The sequence below is a fragment of the Achromobacter xylosoxidans genome (genome assembly GCF_002192695.1).
Lineage (GTDB): Bacteria > Pseudomonadota > Gammaproteobacteria > Burkholderiales > Burkholderiaceae_B > Achromobacter > Achromobacter xylosoxidans_C.
Genome location: NZ_MTLG01000114.1, coordinates 1 through 14664, shown reverse-complemented (window position 1 = coordinate 14664; position 14664 = coordinate 1). Strand labels below are relative to the sequence as shown.

The 14664-nt window shown below is 63.4% G+C and carries 16 protein-coding genes and 1 tRNA gene; 5 read left to right on the top strand and 12 right to left on the bottom strand.

Annotated elements, in window-relative coordinates; all coding sequences use genetic code 11:
- Positions 1–19 precede the first annotated feature (19 nt).
- From BRO63_RS28495 to BRO63_RS28445, 11 genes are all read right to left on the bottom strand, one after another.
- On the bottom strand, positions 20–547 hold the full coding sequence (locus tag BRO63_RS28495; RefSeq protein WP_033982360.1) for a DUF3158 family protein: 528 nt from the start codon (positions 545–547) through the stop codon (positions 20–22).
- The gene (locus BRO63_RS28490; protein ID WP_033982363.1) at positions 544–1344 is read right to left on the bottom strand and encodes a PFL_4669 family integrating conjugative element protein; all 801 of its coding nucleotides are present in this window, start codon (positions 1342–1344) and stop codon (positions 544–546) included. The genes BRO63_RS28495 and BRO63_RS28490 overlap by 4 nt, the downstream gene beginning before the upstream one ends.
- Before the next feature lie 317 nt (positions 1345–1661).
- The gene (locus tag BRO63_RS28485) at positions 1662–2906 is read right to left on the bottom strand and encodes an STY4528 family pathogenicity island replication protein (protein ID WP_033982366.1); all 1245 of its coding nucleotides are present in this window, start codon (positions 2904–2906) and stop codon (positions 1662–1664) included.
- Between the two features lie 3 nt (positions 2907–2909).
- Entirely contained in the window at positions 2910–3470 is a 561-nt protein-coding gene (locus tag BRO63_RS28480) for a DUF2857 domain-containing protein (protein ID WP_033982368.1), read from the bottom strand.
- A 15-nt stretch (positions 3471–3485) separates the two neighbouring features.
- Positions 3486–5114 (bottom strand): ParB family protein, encoded by a 1629-nt coding sequence (locus BRO63_RS28475; RefSeq protein ID WP_033982370.1) that lies wholly within the window; start codon positions 5112–5114, stop codon positions 3486–3488.
- Entirely contained in the window at positions 5107–5355 is a 249-nt protein-coding gene (locus tag BRO63_RS28470) for a hypothetical protein (RefSeq protein ID WP_012205954.1), read from the bottom strand. Before BRO63_RS28470 ends, BRO63_RS28475 begins: the two co-directional genes overlap by 8 nt.
- On the bottom strand, positions 5339–6214 hold the full coding sequence (locus BRO63_RS28465; protein WP_033982372.1) for a ParA family protein: 876 nt from the start codon (positions 6212–6214) through the stop codon (positions 5339–5341). The genes BRO63_RS28470 and BRO63_RS28465 overlap by 17 nt, the downstream gene beginning before the upstream one ends.
- Positions 6215–6256: 42 nt before the next feature.
- Positions 6257–6469 carry an AlpA family transcriptional regulator gene (locus tag BRO63_RS28460; protein ID WP_033982374.1) on the bottom strand — a complete coding sequence of 71 codons (213 nt, stop codon included), beginning with the start codon at positions 6467–6469 and terminating at the stop codon, positions 6257–6259.
- Positions 6470–6587: 118 nt separating this feature from the next.
- Positions 6588–7343 (bottom strand): hypothetical protein, encoded by a 756-nt coding sequence (locus BRO63_RS28455; protein WP_033982375.1) that lies wholly within the window; start codon positions 7341–7343, stop codon positions 6588–6590.
- A 551-nt stretch (positions 7344–7894) separates the two neighbouring features.
- Positions 7895–9823, bottom strand: a complete 1929-nt coding sequence (locus BRO63_RS28450; RefSeq protein WP_088142996.1) for a tyrosine-type recombinase/integrase — start codon at positions 9821–9823, stop codon at positions 7895–7897.
- A 240-nt stretch (positions 9824–10063) separates the two neighbouring features.
- Positions 10064–10137 (bottom strand) — tRNA-Gly (locus BRO63_RS28445).
- Between the two features lie 184 nt (positions 10138–10321).
- Here BRO63_RS28445 and trmB point away from each other — a divergent pair.
- The 5 genes from trmB to lysM all read left to right on the top strand — a co-directional run bounded on the left by trmB (position 10322) and on the right by lysM (position 13387).
- On the top strand, positions 10322–11146 hold the full coding sequence (gene trmB / locus BRO63_RS28440; RefSeq protein ID WP_179215243.1) for a tRNA (guanosine(46)-N7)-methyltransferase TrmB: 825 nt from the start codon (positions 10322–10324) through the stop codon (positions 11144–11146).
- Positions 11146–12084: a prolyl aminopeptidase gene (gene pip, locus BRO63_RS28435; protein ID WP_088142994.1), complete on the top strand. Its 939-nt coding sequence runs from the start codon at positions 11146–11148 to the stop codon at positions 12082–12084. Before trmB ends, pip begins: the two co-directional genes overlap by 1 nt.
- A gap of 14 nt (positions 12085–12098) precedes the next feature.
- A complete protein-coding gene (gene thiS / locus BRO63_RS28430; protein ID WP_088142993.1) occupies positions 12099–12299 on the top strand; it encodes a sulfur carrier protein ThiS in 201 nt (66 codons plus the stop codon).
- 280 nt (positions 12300–12579) lie between these two features.
- Positions 12580–12897, top strand: coding sequence for a hypothetical protein (locus tag BRO63_RS28425; RefSeq protein ID WP_088142992.1), 318 nt, complete (start codon positions 12580–12582; stop codon positions 12895–12897).
- A gap of 43 nt (positions 12898–12940) precedes the next feature.
- Positions 12941–13387, top strand: a complete 447-nt coding sequence (gene lysM / locus BRO63_RS28420; protein WP_013396414.1) for a peptidoglycan-binding protein LysM — start codon at positions 12941–12943, stop codon at positions 13385–13387.
- Positions 13388–13647: 260 nt separating this feature from the next.
- On the opposite strand, the gene BRO63_RS28415 is transcribed toward lysM, so the two are convergent.
- A partial coding sequence (locus BRO63_RS28415) for a signal recognition particle protein (protein ID WP_088142991.1) occupies positions 13648–14664 on the bottom strand: 1017 nt, incomplete at its 5' end.

Here is a 14664-nt window from a genome sequence, read left to right as displayed (position 1 = left end):
ACTGGGGAGTCCGGTGCCATCACCGGTCACGCATTCCAGATGGGATGGACTTGAGCCTGCGCAGGTAGGCGTCTTCCGCCTCGGCCGCCTTGCTGGCGCATTCCTGTGCCTGCCTGCCCAGGGTGTGCAGCAGACTGATCTGCATGTTCAACGTGATGCGCTGAAGCTCGATCGCGTGCAGCTCGGCCAGCAGATTGACCGGCGTGCCGGTGCTCGCCATCAATTCCTCCCACAGGGCCACACCCATGGCTGAGCGGTCGTGTTTGCGCCAGCGCAAAAACGCCGTGCCTGCGCCAGTGGTTTGCTGGACCAACTCCACGGGCAGCAGGTGGAAGGGATGCCCGACTGCCTGTTGCAGCACCTGCCGCTGCGTCAAGCCAATCAACTCGTCGCGCATGGCGAAGCACTGGCTGGCCCAGGCCTCAAGATCCCCCTTACCCTTAAAAGGCTTCAAAAGGCCTTTTAGAGAGGCAGCGTGTTCCAGCTTCATGAAGGCTGCCTGTTGCAGGCCCAGGAAGTAGCGGGGTTCGCGGTTCGGATCGCTCATGCCTGCTCGCCCTCGATCTCGCCGGCGCTGACTTCGGGTGCTGTGTCAGTGGCCAGCTCGTCGGTGGCGGCCTCGTCGTTGGGGGCGGGCGCTGCAGCAGGACTCTCGGCACGCTGTTGCAGGCCACGGCGCACGATGGGCGGCGCGAACTTCGAGCGGCGCGTGCCTTCCAGCACGTCCTGCGGCAGTTCGCCGAATTTCTCCAGCGCCGCCCGAGCTGCGGCGTTCTTTGATACGAAATCGTCGCGCGTACAGCCCGAATAGCGGTATTGCTGGGCCAGCGAGAACAGGCTGCGCAGTGCATGGGCGCCCTCGTTGAGCCAACGCTCCAAGGTGCTGCGGTCGATGAGTGCCGTGTGGTGGGCGAGGATCAGTTTGCGGGCGATGTCGTCGTATTCGGCCAGCAGATAGACGGCGGCAAAGCCGAGCTGCGCATTGACGAACAGCGGCAACTTGACGGGCTGAACGTTGAGGTTTTCGCCCAGGCTGAGTGCCGGCGGCACGCTCGCCAGTGCCTGATCCACCTGCTCGCGCAGCGATTGCAGCGTGGTCTTGGTCTGGTCGAGCTTGACCTCGATGCGCAGCATCCACCAATCCGAGTACGGGTCGTCCTGTTCCGAACCGCGCCGCATCTTGTTCATTTGGGCGATGTAGCCGTTCAGGCCAACGATGCCCGGTCGCCCCTCGGCGGCGGCCCGGCCATGCCAGATGCGCGAAGCGTGGTGCGTGTGAAGCGTCAGCGACATCGCGCTGCGCAGGGAGCCGAGATTCAGTTGCAGTGGTTCATTGGTTGCCATGGTGTCCGCTCGTTGTGTGGAAAGGAGCGGTCAGCTTCGGCAGGAAGCGGAAGGCCGTCAGTCAACAAACCGAAACCTGCCAGACCCCGGTTCAGCGCGTGGTGGCCGCCTGCGGCGCGAGCTATCCCCTGGGGATAGCTCCATGGAGCGCCAACGAACGCTGCACGTCGGGATCAGGGCGGACAACGCAGATGCTGCTGCAGATGTTCGAGGCCAGGCTTGCGACTGCACGGCATCCGCCCCAACGGTGAAACTATCCCCAGGGGATAGCTCTATTGGCATCCATGGGCGTCCACTTCACGGCCTTGTCAGCCGGCTCACTTGCTGGCGAGCAGGTCTCGCAGCCGCTCGATGTGCTGCCTGGCGACTTCTGGTGGTACCGGCTTACCCTGCGTTTGGACCGACGATGTGGGTGGTGGCCGTTCGTTTGGCGGAGCGGGTGCCGGTGGCGGGTCTTTCTTGGCCCAGGCATTGAACTCGCCGTGGATGGCTCGCTGGATGATGCCGAATAGATACCCAGCGGGATTGCGGATGCCGTGGTTGCTACAACGCGCGGCCCATTCGTCCAGCACATCCTGCCTCAGCGAGGCATCAACCTGCTGCAATGCCACCTTGGCACCCGCCTGCTGTTCCGCCTTCAGTTGCGCAAAGCGCTTGGGCCATTGCAGATCGTCCAGCGCGCGCGCCTGCGCAGTAGTACGTATTTCATTAATACAACTACTACGTACTGTACGGGCCTGCTTCGGATTCCGAAGAGAGACGTCTGGCGCGGGTTTCGGCTCTGCTTCGGAATCCGTAGAGGGGCGTTCGCCATTCCGAAGAAAGCTCGGAACCCCTTCTTCGGAATCGTGACTGGCGTCTTCCTGTGGATAACTATCGCTGGCCGTAAAGTCCTGGTTGGCGAGACGTTCGGCCATCACCTGCAACCGTGACGGGAGGGTGCGTCCGGCCAGCAATGGGTCTTCACCGATTTCCTTGAGCGTGTGCAGGCCCACGATCTGCACGGCCTTGGCAGAATGGCCGAGCGCCTGGCTGACGAGTTGCAGGTAGTCGGGGTCGAGCTGCATGGCCTCGAACGGTGTCAGGGACTCGTCGTGCAGCACGTACAGATTGCCGAGGATGCGGCCGGTCTTGGGGTCACGCCGTCGCTGAACCAGGCTCAGCCAGCGGGTCAGGCGCATCAGTGTCAGCGCCCGTGCTACGGTTTCATGCGAGGCTTGGCCCGCGCAGGGCATGGACGCCAGCCAGGGCCGCAACTGCTCGTAGGTGGGAAATGCAGTCACGCCATCGTCGTTGAGCATCAGCCGGAACACTTGCCAGGCGTTTCGTTCCAGCGGTGTCAAGCGGCGGTCAAGGAACAACTTGCGTGGCACCGTCTCGTGCCGGTTGCCACTGAACAGAAAAGCATCGCCGGAGGTGGGCGTGGGCGACTGTGCAGGTGTAGACGCAGGTGCGCTGGGGGCGGGCTTGGGGGCAAGGTCTTTCAGCGCAGCATCGAACAGTTCTGCCAGTGCGATGGGACCTTGGCGTCGGACTCGTGATGCGGGTTCGTCCATGGCCATGACTCAAGCCAATCCCTGATCGACCCAGCCTTTGATCGAGGCCCAGACCACCGACAGAGGCAGCGACATGCCTTCGGCCAAGTCCATGGCGGCATCGAGGATGGAGGTTTCGTCTTCGAGATCGACGGTTCTGCTGTTGGTCACGGCCTTCCATCGCCGCCACAGCTCCGTGTCCTGCTCCTCGTCCAGCACGGGGTGCCGCCCCTTGCGCTTGGGCAGACCGAGGATTTCACGGCGAAGCGCTACTTCCTGATGCGTCAAGCCATAGAACTTGCTGACCATCTCGGTGCTCGCGCCCAGTCTGAGCATGCGATCGACTGTGGCGATTTCCTTCTCCACGTCTTGTGCCTGCTGGAGCAGCCGCCGCAGCACTTCGCGGTTGACCGTCACTGAGCACCACGAGACGTTGGCGTTGGCCAGCACGCTGATTAGCGCGGGATGCTTGAGGGCGTCCAGCTCTGCCTCGCCAAACCCCATTAGTTTGCAGCGGCGCAGTTGCCCATTGCGCAGGTCATAGAGGGCCTGGGCAATGACAGCCTGGTTGAGTGGGTGTGCTGTGGACATGCTGGCCTCCCTCGCTCAGGTTCCAGAGTCCGCAGCGCCGGCTTCGAGATCGAGCAGGCGGCGGGCCAGTCGCAGCAGGCGGAACAGCTTGACCAGCGCGGCGTCGCTCAATCGTCGGGTTACGTCACCCTGGCCGTGCAGCAGCGCTGGCAGGTCGATGACGAGTTGCCCGTTGTCCAGACCGACGTCGGCGGGCTGCTGACCGGCCAGGCAAGCCAACAACGCATGGACGGCACGGCCCAGCGGCGCTGGGTTGGTGGTGCGAACACGGCAGGCGAAGCCGATGCCGTCTGGGCGGTCATCGATGCACTCGCCCAGGTCTACCTCGACCGCAATCTCGCGGGCAAACTGCGCGACGTGGATGCGCAGGTGTTCGGGTGTGTCCAGGCCGGGGGCGATGTACCAGACATCCGAGATCGGATAGAGCCCGCCAGCCTGCACCGGGATGGACTGCAAGACATTCGCCGAGAAGTCGTGCGGCAGTGCATCGCCCAACTGGTTGGCGACCATGCGCTGGATGAACTCAAGCCGTTCGGTTGTCGGCGCCGGGGAGACAATGTGCTTCTGAAGCAGGTCGCCATCTGCCGCCGGACTGACCGCGCCCGAATGACTGTCATCCGCGTCGCTCTCGCCCGTCGAGGGCGTTGCCGTCGGCCTCGTGGCAGGTGGCGCGGTATTGGCAGGTGGGCGCGCGATGGCCTCTGGCTCTGGCAAGGCAGGCGGTGTCGAGGGCGGCGTCGGCTCGCTGACCAAGGCACGCTGGCGGCTCTCGGATTCGGTCATGTCCAGAGCGAGCACGTCGTAATCGACGTTCAGCAATTCGGTCATCTGGCCGATCAGCTCGTCCTGTACGCGCTGCGCAGAGAACTCGTCAGCCTGGACATCGAATTGCGACAGCACTTCCTGAAAGAACTCGTCGAAGTCCTGAACCAGTGAGCGGCCTTTGGCGTAGTGCTCCCAGGTGCGCTCGCAGGCCTTGCGCATGACCGACAACCGCTCGACCTGGTGACGCCCCAGGCCGGCGTAGAGCACGGTCGGGATTGCGGGCAGCAGGTAGCGTACCGCGTCGGCCATCCGGCTGATGTGCGACTGCTGCACGGGGTATCCGTCGGCGGCCAGGCGGCGGGCCAGCTCGGACTGGCTCAGGGTGGAGCCGCTTTCCAGTTCGTAGAACTCGCGCGCTTTCTCGACGCCCAAAGCGCGCTCGATGAAGGTGAGGCCACCGCGCAGTTCGTTTTCCGCAAGATGCCCGGTGAGCGCGACGATCTCGCCACGCTCGGGCCATGGGCGGAACAGGCATGAGACCCGAAAAAAACGTTCGTCCCTGGTCTCCGACCAAAGTTCGCGCAGGATTGCCAGTCGCGTGTTGCCGCCATTGCGGATGATGTAGTGATCGTCGCCGGGCCGCCGGGTGATGGCCGGAGCCGCGTCCAGGCCACGTTCGCGGATGGATGCCTTGATTTCCTCGTACACCGGATTGCGCTTCTTGCGCGGGTCGTGGTCGTAGGGGCGCAATTGGTCGAGCGTCACGACCATGGGCGTGTCGGCGATCGGGTCGCTCAAGGTCGTTGCTGACGGGCCGCTGCGCTCGAACCCGGACGCAAGCAGTTTGCCGGCCATCTGCTGGGAGGTGATCTCAGTCATGGCCGCCCCCCTGCGCTTGGGATCGGGTCTCGCGCTCGGCACGACGGATCTGCGCACGGGCGTTGAGGGCTGCCCGGTGATCGCTGGCCGTCGAACTGGTGTAGATCGCGGCGCAGCCTGCCTTGGTGAACTTGAGGTGACCGCCCGCCGTGCGCTTGACGTGCCAGCCTTCGCCGACGGCGAACTCGATCAGGGCGCGCAGCCGGCTGTGACCTCGGGCCAGTTCATGTGCGTTGGCCATGGGGCCTCCTGGTATCAAGAGGCTGTGGCGGACGGCCGGACACTGCGGTAAATCGATCCTGCCACTGTGGGAGCAATTCGCCGGCAAGATCGCGCATGGTGGCGAGCGCGGCGGGAGCGACTCTGCCCACTGGCTGACGGTACTCGAGCCGATGCACCGGCAGGCCGCGCGTCGCGGCACGCGGATAAGCCTCAATGGCCGGCACGTCGGTAGCCAACACACGGATGTCGGCATGGTTCTGGAACAGATCGCGCAGCGCCTGCTGGATCAGGCGGGCGTTGGCGGACACCGGATGGACGCGGTTGATGAGCAGGTGCAGCTGCGGTGGCTCGATGCCCAGCTGCCGGTACGGTGCAATGTCCTCCAGCAACTGCATGGTGCCGCGCCGCAGCTCGCGGGCGGCGAGAATTTCTGGGGTCACGGGTGACAGTGCGAGGTCGGAGGCCAGCACCGCCATCTCCAGCAGCACCGAGCGCGCGCCCTGGGTGTCGATCAGCACCAGGTCGTAGAGGGGATTGAGCGCCGGAAGCAGATGCCGCAGCCGCAAGCGCCCGTCCGGCGCGTGCAGCAGCAAAGTGTTCAGTTCGCCTCGGTGGTCGTTGGAGAGCACCAAGTCCAGGCCCGCGATGATCGTGCGGGACACAAGCTGGTCGAGGTCGCGCTCGTTGAAGGCCAGCAATTCATAGATGCCGCCCGGCGCGCGGTGAGCCAGCTCATAGTATGAGGACAAGGTGGGCTGCACATCGAGGTCGAGCAACAACACGCGCAGTCCGGCGTCCGCAGCGAGACCGCCGAGGTTCGCAGCGGTGGTGGTCTTGCCGACCCCACCTTTGGTTGAAATGATGGATACGACCTGCATGGCGTTCTCCGTGTCAAGATGAAAAGTCCGCGGGAGAACGGGTCAGGCCCGGCTGTTGACGCGCTCGTCGATCCACTGATCGATTTCGATAGAGTCCCAGCCCACAGCGCGCACGCCCAGACGCAGCGCCTGCGGGAACTGGCGCTTCTTCATCAGGTTGTAGATGTGGGCGCGTTTGAAACCGGATTTCGCTTCGACTTCTTCCAGGCGCAGGATGCGGCGCTCGTTTGGCTGCAGTACAGATGTTTGCGACATGGCAGTCACTCCTGAACGCTCAGTGGCGTTTGTTGGCGTGACCTCTATTCAATAGACACGGCTGCGAAAAGACATTGCAAATGCAATCTCCGCGACTGCACATACAAGCTGGCAAATCTCAGCGGGAGGCGCTACGCAGCCGGCGCCTGGCGGTGGCGAACTTACCGTTCAATGTCCGCTCCGCGATGCCCATGGCGCCGCTGTGATGGGCGACCAGCGCGCTGACCACGGCCTCCTGCGTCTTGAAGCTGGAGTACGGCGTGCCCGATGGCGACTGGCCGAGCATCAGCTCCAACAGGCCGCCAACGATGTTCAGGTAGGTGGCCTCGGCTCGATCACTGATCGGAGACTGCGCGCATGCCGGAATCACCGTGGGCTGCTTGAGCAGCGCGTCATGCTTGTCCTGCAACTCGCGAAGCTGACGTTTGGTCTGTTCCAGGACGGATTTCAAAGCCTGGCGTTCGACCAGCATGGCTTGCCCTGTTTCCAGAGAGATGAAGGGATGGGTGATGCGCTCGCTGCGGGAGAAGAGAAAGCCGGGCCGCTGCTCGGGGTAGTGCTGGCGCATCCAGCACTTCAGATCGACATGGCGTACCGTCAGATCAGGCGATTCAATCAACGCGGTGTCGCGCGTCGTGATGCCGTGCTGCCCGAAGGGCAGTTCCCCGTTGAGGATGCCGTCATAGATGCGGTCGGTGTACAGCCGCAGTTCGCCCAAACGTGGACAGTCCAGCGACTGCGGCAGATTCATCGGCGACGAGACCGAAGCCAGGATCGCCTGCTCGTATCGCAGCAGTCCGGCCCAGCGGATGGACGCTTCGAGCGGGCGGTAGAACACCTTTGATGTTGGTGCATCATTTTTGTTCTCGTGCATGCTCCGTCTCCTTCCAGGAGAAGAACTACAGGGCCGACTGCTTTTGCAGCCGTCCTCATGGTCGGCCTGTTGTCCGCGCAAGACGCGAGTGATGACGCCCGCTTTTGATTACTTCTGATCAGTTCGCGCAACGAGTAGGCGTTGTGTGCTCGATGTACAAAAATCCATTGAGCACAAGAAAAGCGAGCGTCAGTCGCGGCTCGACAGTGACGCTTGCGCTATCAGGATCGTGAGAAGTGGCGGCTCACGCAAAACCGTATCGGTATGGTCTGATACGGCAGCGGTTTGAAAAAGCTGCGAGCGGTCGGAATCTATTGATCCGGGCTTGGGATTGGCTGCGGAAATCCGCTGGCGTCATATCCGATGGGGATACTGATATAGCGAGATAGCATCACAGAGAAGTCACCTATGGTGACTGCCAAGCGCAGATTCGACGCTAAACACGGCCTACCAACACTTGGAAAGTGCGAGTTGGCGGGTGGTCATGCAACGATCGACCTATTGGTTCCCTGCTTGGACCTTGACCGGACGGGCTGCCGTCCGGCCTCAGCTCAACGGGCGACCAGATCTTCGGGCGTATCAACCAACATTGCCGTTTTTACCAGGCGCTCTGCAGTCTGCCTGGCCAGCACCGGAGATACTTCCGATTGCTCTGCAAGCTCATCGGTTTCTATGGCATGTGCGGCGACCAGTCGAGCTGCAAGATGCAGGTTGGTCGGATCGACTGCCTCGATGACTGGACACTTGCCCAGGGCATCGTATGGCCGCAGCAGTGCGTGATAGATGTGCCAGGTGTCGATGCCGCGCGGCACCAGCTTCAGGACAGCCTGAATCAGCTTGCGTTTGATGGGGTTGAGTTGCCAGTCCGGGACGCGCTGTCCACGGTGACCCAGATGGATCGACAGGAGATTGCCAGCCTGAATCTCGTAAGTGATCCAGCGGCGGGACTTGCCAACCAGCTTGGCGTAGTCGGCCACCGACAGGTTGTGGGATGCCTCGAACATCTCCAGCAATTGCAAGCGCTCGCGCTGCACCTCTGACAGCGTGGGTCGCGCGTACTCGGGCAGATGCACCGCCGAAAGTCGATAGACGGAAGCTGGAACCGCTGGCGCATCCGGTGCAGGCGCAACGATCAACTGAGGGGCGTTTGGATTCATGGCGGGCGGCTGCGCTGCCGCCTGTCCGGCAATCGTGGGCAGACCCTGCAGCGTGATGGTCAGGTGCGTGCTGGCAACTTCGACCTGATTCTGCTCGAACAAGTCCAGGCGGTCGGCCCAGTCTTGCATCATGACGCGGCGCTGCTCGACGTACTCGGCGTGGTTGTAGGTCGCGCTGATCCGATCCGGATCGGCATGCGAAAGTTGGGCGTCTACCCACTTGGGCGGATAGCCCAATTCATTGAGCGCGGTCGAGATGGTGGCGCGAACGCCGTGCCCAGTGAGCTGGTCTTCATAGCCCATGCGCTTGAGCGCGCCATTGAGCGTGTTCTCGCTGAGAGGTTTTTTCAGGCACCAATCACCGGGAATGAGATAGACCTGCGCTGGCTTCAGATTTCCCAGCAGATGACGAACGACTTCTTGTGCCTGCAATGACAGTGGCACGATGTACGGCGGGATGTCGGCGAAACGCTGGCGCTTCTTCTTGGTGAGCTGCTTGCGTTGCTTGAGCCTGACAACCGGGATGATCCACAGACCGCGCTCCAGATCGAACTGATCGGGCGTGGCGTAGCGCAATTCACCGGTGCGCACGCCCGTGAGCAGCAGCAGACGTAGACCCAGTTGCGTATTCAGGCGGCCGCTGTACTTGCGCAACGTCTGCAGCATTGCCGGCAGTTCGGGCATGCGCAAAAAGGGGTTGTTCTCCACCGGCGGCAGCGGCATCGCCACCACATCCAAATCCTTGGCCGGGTTGTCGCCCATGTTGGACACCACCACCGAGGCGTAGGTGAATAGCTGGCTGAACCAGGTGCGCAGCTTCTCGGCGACCGACAGCGAGCCACGCTTTTCCACTCTGCCGATGATGTCCAGCAGGTGGGCGCGGGTGACGTCGTAGACGGTCAGGTGGCGCAATACGGGAAACACATCCTTGGCGAAGACGCGTCCGATCTGTTTGGGCGTGCTCTGGCGACCCTCATTTTCCAGAGAGAGGCTGCGGTGGGCCAGCCATTTGTCGTAGATGGCCTGGAAGGTGTGCTCGCCCGCCAGGACGATGGCGTGGCGCTTGCGCTTGCGCTCCGAATGCGGGTTGATGCCCTTGGCCAGCATGGCCCGGGCCTCGTCGCGCAGATTGCGAGCGTCTTTCAGGGAAAGCGCGGGATAGCCACCCAAGGACATGCGCTCGCGCTTGCCGCCCCAAGTGAAGCGGAAGTGCCAGGCCTTGAAGCCGGTGGCGGAGATGTAAAAGTAGAGACCGTCGAAATCGACAAGCGAATACGCCTTGCCGGTCACCTTGGCCTGTCGAACCTGGAGGTCTGAAAGCATGAGTCCAACTCCTGCGAAGCGAGTTGGATGCCATGTTCCCGACGGAACCCCGGCTCCTCCAGCAACAATACGGTTTTGGGGACCTCCGTATTGCCAGTGTACCGCTCAACGTACCAGTTAGAACCGGCTGGGAGTGGATTTCGCTGGATGTCGGTGGATTGAGATCAGGTAAAAATCTCAATCCTGACAATGACTTACGACGTTCCCTGGCGTTCGGTGGAAGTCCCTGGAAAGTCGAAGTGGAGCGGGTGATGGGAATCGAACCCACGCTTGAGGCTTGGGAAGCCGCCGTTCTACCATTGAACTACACCCGCTCGGGTGTCGTGCCCTCGGCGCAAAGCCGAAGCAGAGGCGGCGATTATAGCGCGCCTTTTTTCATCGACGCGGGCGGCCGCCGTCTTGCGCCGGAGGTCTTCAGCCTCAAGGCTATAAATATGTCCCCAATTTAGTGCATCTGGGCGACAGCGGCGCGCCGGACCTGCCACTACAATCCGGGCTATGAATACGAACACCCCCGACAACCACCCCGCAGCCGCCTCGGCCCCGGCTGCCGCAAGCACCCCCGCCACGCCCGGCAGCGAGGCTGCGCCCGCCGCCGTTTCCCCGGAAACGCAGGCGGCGCTGGCCAGTACCGCGCACGCTCCCAACAGCCCGGGCGCAACCCATATCCGCAGTTTCGTGCACCGCCGCGGCCACATTACGCAGGGCCAGCTGGCCGCGCTCGAGCGCCTGATGGGCCAATGGTCCATTCCCTATGCGCCGCGCCGCCTGGATCCCGCCGCCGCCTTCGGCCGGCAGGCCCCGACGGTACTGGAGATCGGCTTCGGCATGGGCGAGACCACCGAGAAGATCGCGCTGGCGCGTCCGGACGACAACTTCCTGGGCGTGGAGGTGTTCAACGCCGGCGTCGGCTCGCTGCTGCGTCGCATCGAGGACTCCAGCATCCCGAACCTGCGCATCATCCAGCACGACGCGGTGGAAGTGGTGCGCGACATGATCGCCCCCGACTCGCTGGCCGGCGTGCATATCTATTTCCCGGATCCGTGGCCCAAGAAGCGCCATCACAAGCGCCGCCTGATCCAGCCCGCGTTCATCTCGCTCTTGGCCAGCCGCATTGCGCCGGGCGGCTACATCCATTGCGCCACCGACTGGGAAGACTACGCGGTGCAGATGCTGGAGGTGCTGGGCAACGAGCCGCAGCTTGCCAATACCGCTGACGGCTACGCGCCGCGCCCCGATTACCGCCCCCTGACCAAATTCGAGAGCCGCGGCCTGCGCCTGGGCCACGGTGTCTGGGACCTGATCTTCAAGCGAGTCGCCTGATGCTATATCCGCCCATCGAACCCTACCGCCAAGGCACGCTGGACACCGGCGACGGCCACCAGATCTATTGGGAACTCTGCGGCAATCCGCAGGGCAAGCCCGCCGTGTTCCTGCATGGCGGCCCCGGCAGCGGCTGCTCGCCCGTGCACCGGCAACTGTTCGATCCTCAGCGCTACAACGTGCTGCTGTTCGATCAGCGCGGTTGCGGCCGTTCGCAGCCCCACGCCAGCCTGGAGAACAACACGACCTGGGATCTGGTGTCCGACATCGAGCGCCTGCGCACCGAGGTCATGGGCGCGGAAAAATGGCTGGTGTTCGGCGGATCCTGGGGGTCGACGCTGGCGCTGGCCTATGCGGAAACGCATGTGTCCCACGTCAGCGAGCTGGTGCTGCGCGGCATCTTCAGCCTGCGCCGCTCGGAGATCCATTGGTTCTACCAGGAAGGCGCGTCGTGGCTGTTCCCCGACCGTTGGGAAGAGTACCTGGCGCCGATTCCGGAAGACGAGCGCGGCGATCTGGTCGCGGCTTATCACAAGCGCCTGACGGGGGATGATCCGGCCGAACAGTTGCGCGCCGCGAAGGCCTGGAGCAAATGGGAAGACAGCACCATCACGCTGCTGCCCAGCCCGCGCCATCAGCAAAGCCATGCCGCCGACCGCGCCGCGCTGGCGTTCGCGCGCATCGAGAACCACTATTTCGTGAACCGCGGCTTCATGGAAGAAGGCCAGCTGATCCGCGATGCGCACAAGCTGCGCGGCATTCCGGGCACCATCGTGCAGGGCCGCTACGACGTCTGCACGCCCGCGCGTACCGCCTGGGACCTGCACCGTGCCTGGCCCGAGGCCGAATTCCACCTGGTCCCGGACGCGGGTCATGCGTTTGACGAACCCGGCACGTTGGCGCGGCTGATCGCCGCCACCGACGGCTATGCGCGATAACTGAGGAGACCTGCATGCACATCACCCTGAACGGAGACGCACGGGAGTTTCCCCTGGACACGACCGTGAATGAACTGCTGGAGGCCCTGGGCTATGCCGGCAAGCGTGTGGCCGTGGAACGCAACGGCGAAATCGTGCCCAAGAGCCAGCACGCGCAAACCGCGCTGAGCGACGGCGACCAGGTCGAGATCGTGGTCGCGGTGGGCGGCGGCTGACACCCGCGCCGCGCTGAACGCTGCAAAGACAAGGGCCGCTGCGATAGCGGCCCTTGTCGCATGTAGCCGCGCGCCGGATGCGGTTTAGGCCCAGCGCGGTGCATTCCCTGCAAACTGACCAGCATTCTTGCGTAGTCTGCCAGCAGGCTAGCAACCTGTTACACGTTAACCCCTCGTCGTGCGGGGAATGTGCGAGTCATAATCGTTCCTGCTGGTTTCGTACTCTTGTCTTGCTGTTGTTCTAGCGTTGCACATCGCCCCGCGGGGCAGAGGAGGCATCATGAACACCGCAGTCATCATCAACCTGATCATCCAGCTTGTCGCCGGCGCGGCCGGGGGCAATGGCTTGGGGAAGATGCTCCAGCAGTTCAACCTGGGTCCGTTGGGCAATACCATTGCAGGCGCCATCGGCGGCCTGGCAGGGGGTTCCTGGCTGGCCCCGATGATCACCGCGGGAGCCAGCGCGGCTGCAGCAGGCAATACAGGACTGGATCTTTCCGCGATCGCCAGCAGCGTGGTCGGCGGCGGCGTCGGTGGCGCCGTGCTGACCTTGATCGCCGGCGTCGTGCGCAAAATGTTCATGGGCCAAAAGCCCTGATGGCACTTGTTTCTCTCACCGCAACATAGATAAAGGAAACACTATGGGTCTGCTCAATTTCATCAAGGACGTTGGAGAAAAGCTCTTCGGCGCCAGCGAGGCCAAGGCCGCGACGGCGGACGAATTGAAGAAAGAGCTGGATAAGCACGGCCTGAATGCCGACGGCTTGCAGATCTCGGTCGACGGCGACAAGGTCACGGTGGCGGGCGAGGCCCTCAGCACGGAAGCGGCAGAGAAGATCACTCTGGCGCTGGGCAACACCGTGGGCGTGGCCCAGGTGGACAACCAACTGAAGGTGAAACAGGCCGCCCCGGAAGCCAAGATGTACACGGTGCAGAAGGGCGACAACCTGTGGAAGATTGCCGAAGCGCAATACGGCAAGGGCCAGGGCGCCAAGAACAATCTGATCTTCGAAGCCAACAAGCCCATGCTGACCAGCCCCGACAAGATCTACCCGGGCCAGGTGCTGCGCATTCCGCCCCTGTCCTGATCACTGCCGTAAATCGGACAGGCCGGAAGGCACCCATGCGCTTTCCGGCTTGCATCGCGGCAGGCGCCCCCTGCTAGCCGCGATTACTTGGCCAGACGCAATGTCTGGCCATTTTTTTGCCCGTCTCTAATGAAAAATGCCCCAACAGGGGCATTCCAATCCGATGCAAGAAGGCCTTTTTCGCCGGGCCGCCTCAAGGAAAAAACGCCCCCTTTTGGGGGGCACCGCAAGCGCACGCAATGCGCGCGCCGTTGGGGGCATCATTTCATTCCGAAGCGGCCCAGGCCCTTCATGCCGCCCATGGCGCGCATCATCTTGGCCATGCCGCCCTTCTTCATCTGCTTCATCATGCCCTGCATCTGGTCGAACTGCGCGAGCAGGCGGTTGACTTCCTGCACCGGCACGCCGGAGCCGGCCGCGATGCGGCGCTTGCGCGAGGCCTTGATGAGTTCCGGCTTGGCGCGTTCGGCCGCGGTCATGGAGTTCAGGATGCCTTCGGTGCGGCGCAGCTGCTTTTCAGCCTGGCCGCCCTGCAACTGGCCTGCGGCCTGCTGGAACTGGGCCGGCAGCTTTTCCAGCAACGAGCCCATGTCGCCCAGCTTCTTCACCTGGCCGAGCTGGTCGCGGAAGTCGTTCAGGTCGAACTTGTTGCCCGACTTGATCTTCGCGGCGAGCTTCTGGGCTTCGGCGATGTCGATGTTCTTCTGCGCCTGCTCGACCAGCGACACGATGTCGCCCATGCCCAGCACGCGCTGCGCCATGCGCTCGGGGTAGAAGGGCTCCAGGCCGTCGAGCTTTTCCGAGACGCCGACGAACTTCAGGGGCTTGCCGGTGACGTGGCGCACCGACAGGGCCGCGCCGCCGCGGGCGTCGCCGTCCAGCTTGGTCAGGACCACGCCGGTCAGCGGCAGCGCTTCCGCGAAGGCGCGCGCGGTGTTGACCGCGTCCTGGCCCTGCATGGCGTCGACCACGAACAGCGTTTCCACGGGTTTGACCAGGTCATGCAGCGCGCGGATCTCGCGCATCATGGCTTCGTCGATGCCCAGGCGGCCGGCCGTGTCCAGGATCAGCACGTCATAGTGATGGCGGCGCGCGTGGTCCACCGCGTTGCGGGCGATGTCCTCGGGCTTCTGGCTGGGGTCGGACGGCAGGAAGTCCACGCCGACCTGGGCTGCCACGCTTTTCAGCTGATCGATGGCGGCCGGGCGATAGACGTCGGCGGACACCACCAGCACCTTCTTCTTGCCGGTCTTGCGGCCGTGCTGGGTGTGCTGGCC

Excerpts from the sequence above, each read along its gene's own strand:
- BRO63_RS28495 (WP_033982360.1), bottom strand. The coding sequence starts at position 547 with ATGAGCGATCCGAACCGCGAACCCCGCTACTTCCTGGGCCTGCAACAG.
- BRO63_RS28490 (WP_033982363.1), bottom strand. The coding sequence starts at position 1,344 with ATGGCAACCAATGAACCACTGCAACTGAATCTCGGCTCCCTGCGCAGC.
- BRO63_RS28485 (WP_033982366.1), bottom strand. The coding sequence starts at position 2,906 with ATGGCCATGGACGAACCCGCATCACGAGTCCGACGCCAAGGTCCCATC.
- BRO63_RS28480 (WP_033982368.1), bottom strand. The coding sequence starts at position 3,470 with ATGTCCACAGCACACCCACTCAACCAGGCTGTCATTGCCCAGGCCCTC.
- BRO63_RS28475 (WP_033982370.1), bottom strand. The coding sequence starts at position 5,114 with ATGACTGAGATCACCTCCCAGCAGATGGCCGGCAAACTGCTTGCGTCC.
- BRO63_RS28470 (WP_012205954.1), bottom strand. The coding sequence starts at position 5,355 with ATGGCCAACGCACATGAACTGGCCCGAGGTCACAGCCGGCTGCGCGCC.
- BRO63_RS28465 (WP_033982372.1), bottom strand. The coding sequence starts at position 6,214 with ATGCAGGTCGTATCCATCATTTCAACCAAAGGTGGGGTCGGCAAGACC.
- BRO63_RS28460 (WP_033982374.1), bottom strand. The coding sequence starts at position 6,469 with ATGTCGCAAACATCTGTACTGCAGCCAAACGAGCGCCGCATCCTGCGC.
- BRO63_RS28455 (WP_033982375.1), bottom strand. The coding sequence starts at position 7,343 with ATGCACGAGAACAAAAATGATGCACCAACATCAAAGGTGTTCTACCGC.
- BRO63_RS28450 (WP_088142996.1), bottom strand. The coding sequence starts at position 9,823 with ATGCTTTCAGACCTCCAGGTTCGACAGGCCAAGGTGACCGGCAAGGCG.
- trmB (WP_179215243.1), top strand. The coding sequence starts at position 10,322 with ATGAATACGAACACCCCCGACAACCACCCCGCAGCCGCCTCGGCCCCG.
- pip (WP_088142994.1), top strand. The coding sequence starts at position 11,146 with ATGCTATATCCGCCCATCGAACCCTACCGCCAAGGCACGCTGGACACC.
- thiS (WP_088142993.1), top strand. The coding sequence starts at position 12,099 with ATGCACATCACCCTGAACGGAGACGCACGGGAGTTTCCCCTGGACACG.
- BRO63_RS28425 (WP_088142992.1), top strand. The coding sequence starts at position 12,580 with ATGAACACCGCAGTCATCATCAACCTGATCATCCAGCTTGTCGCCGGC.
- lysM (WP_013396414.1), top strand. The coding sequence starts at position 12,941 with ATGGGTCTGCTCAATTTCATCAAGGACGTTGGAGAAAAGCTCTTCGGC.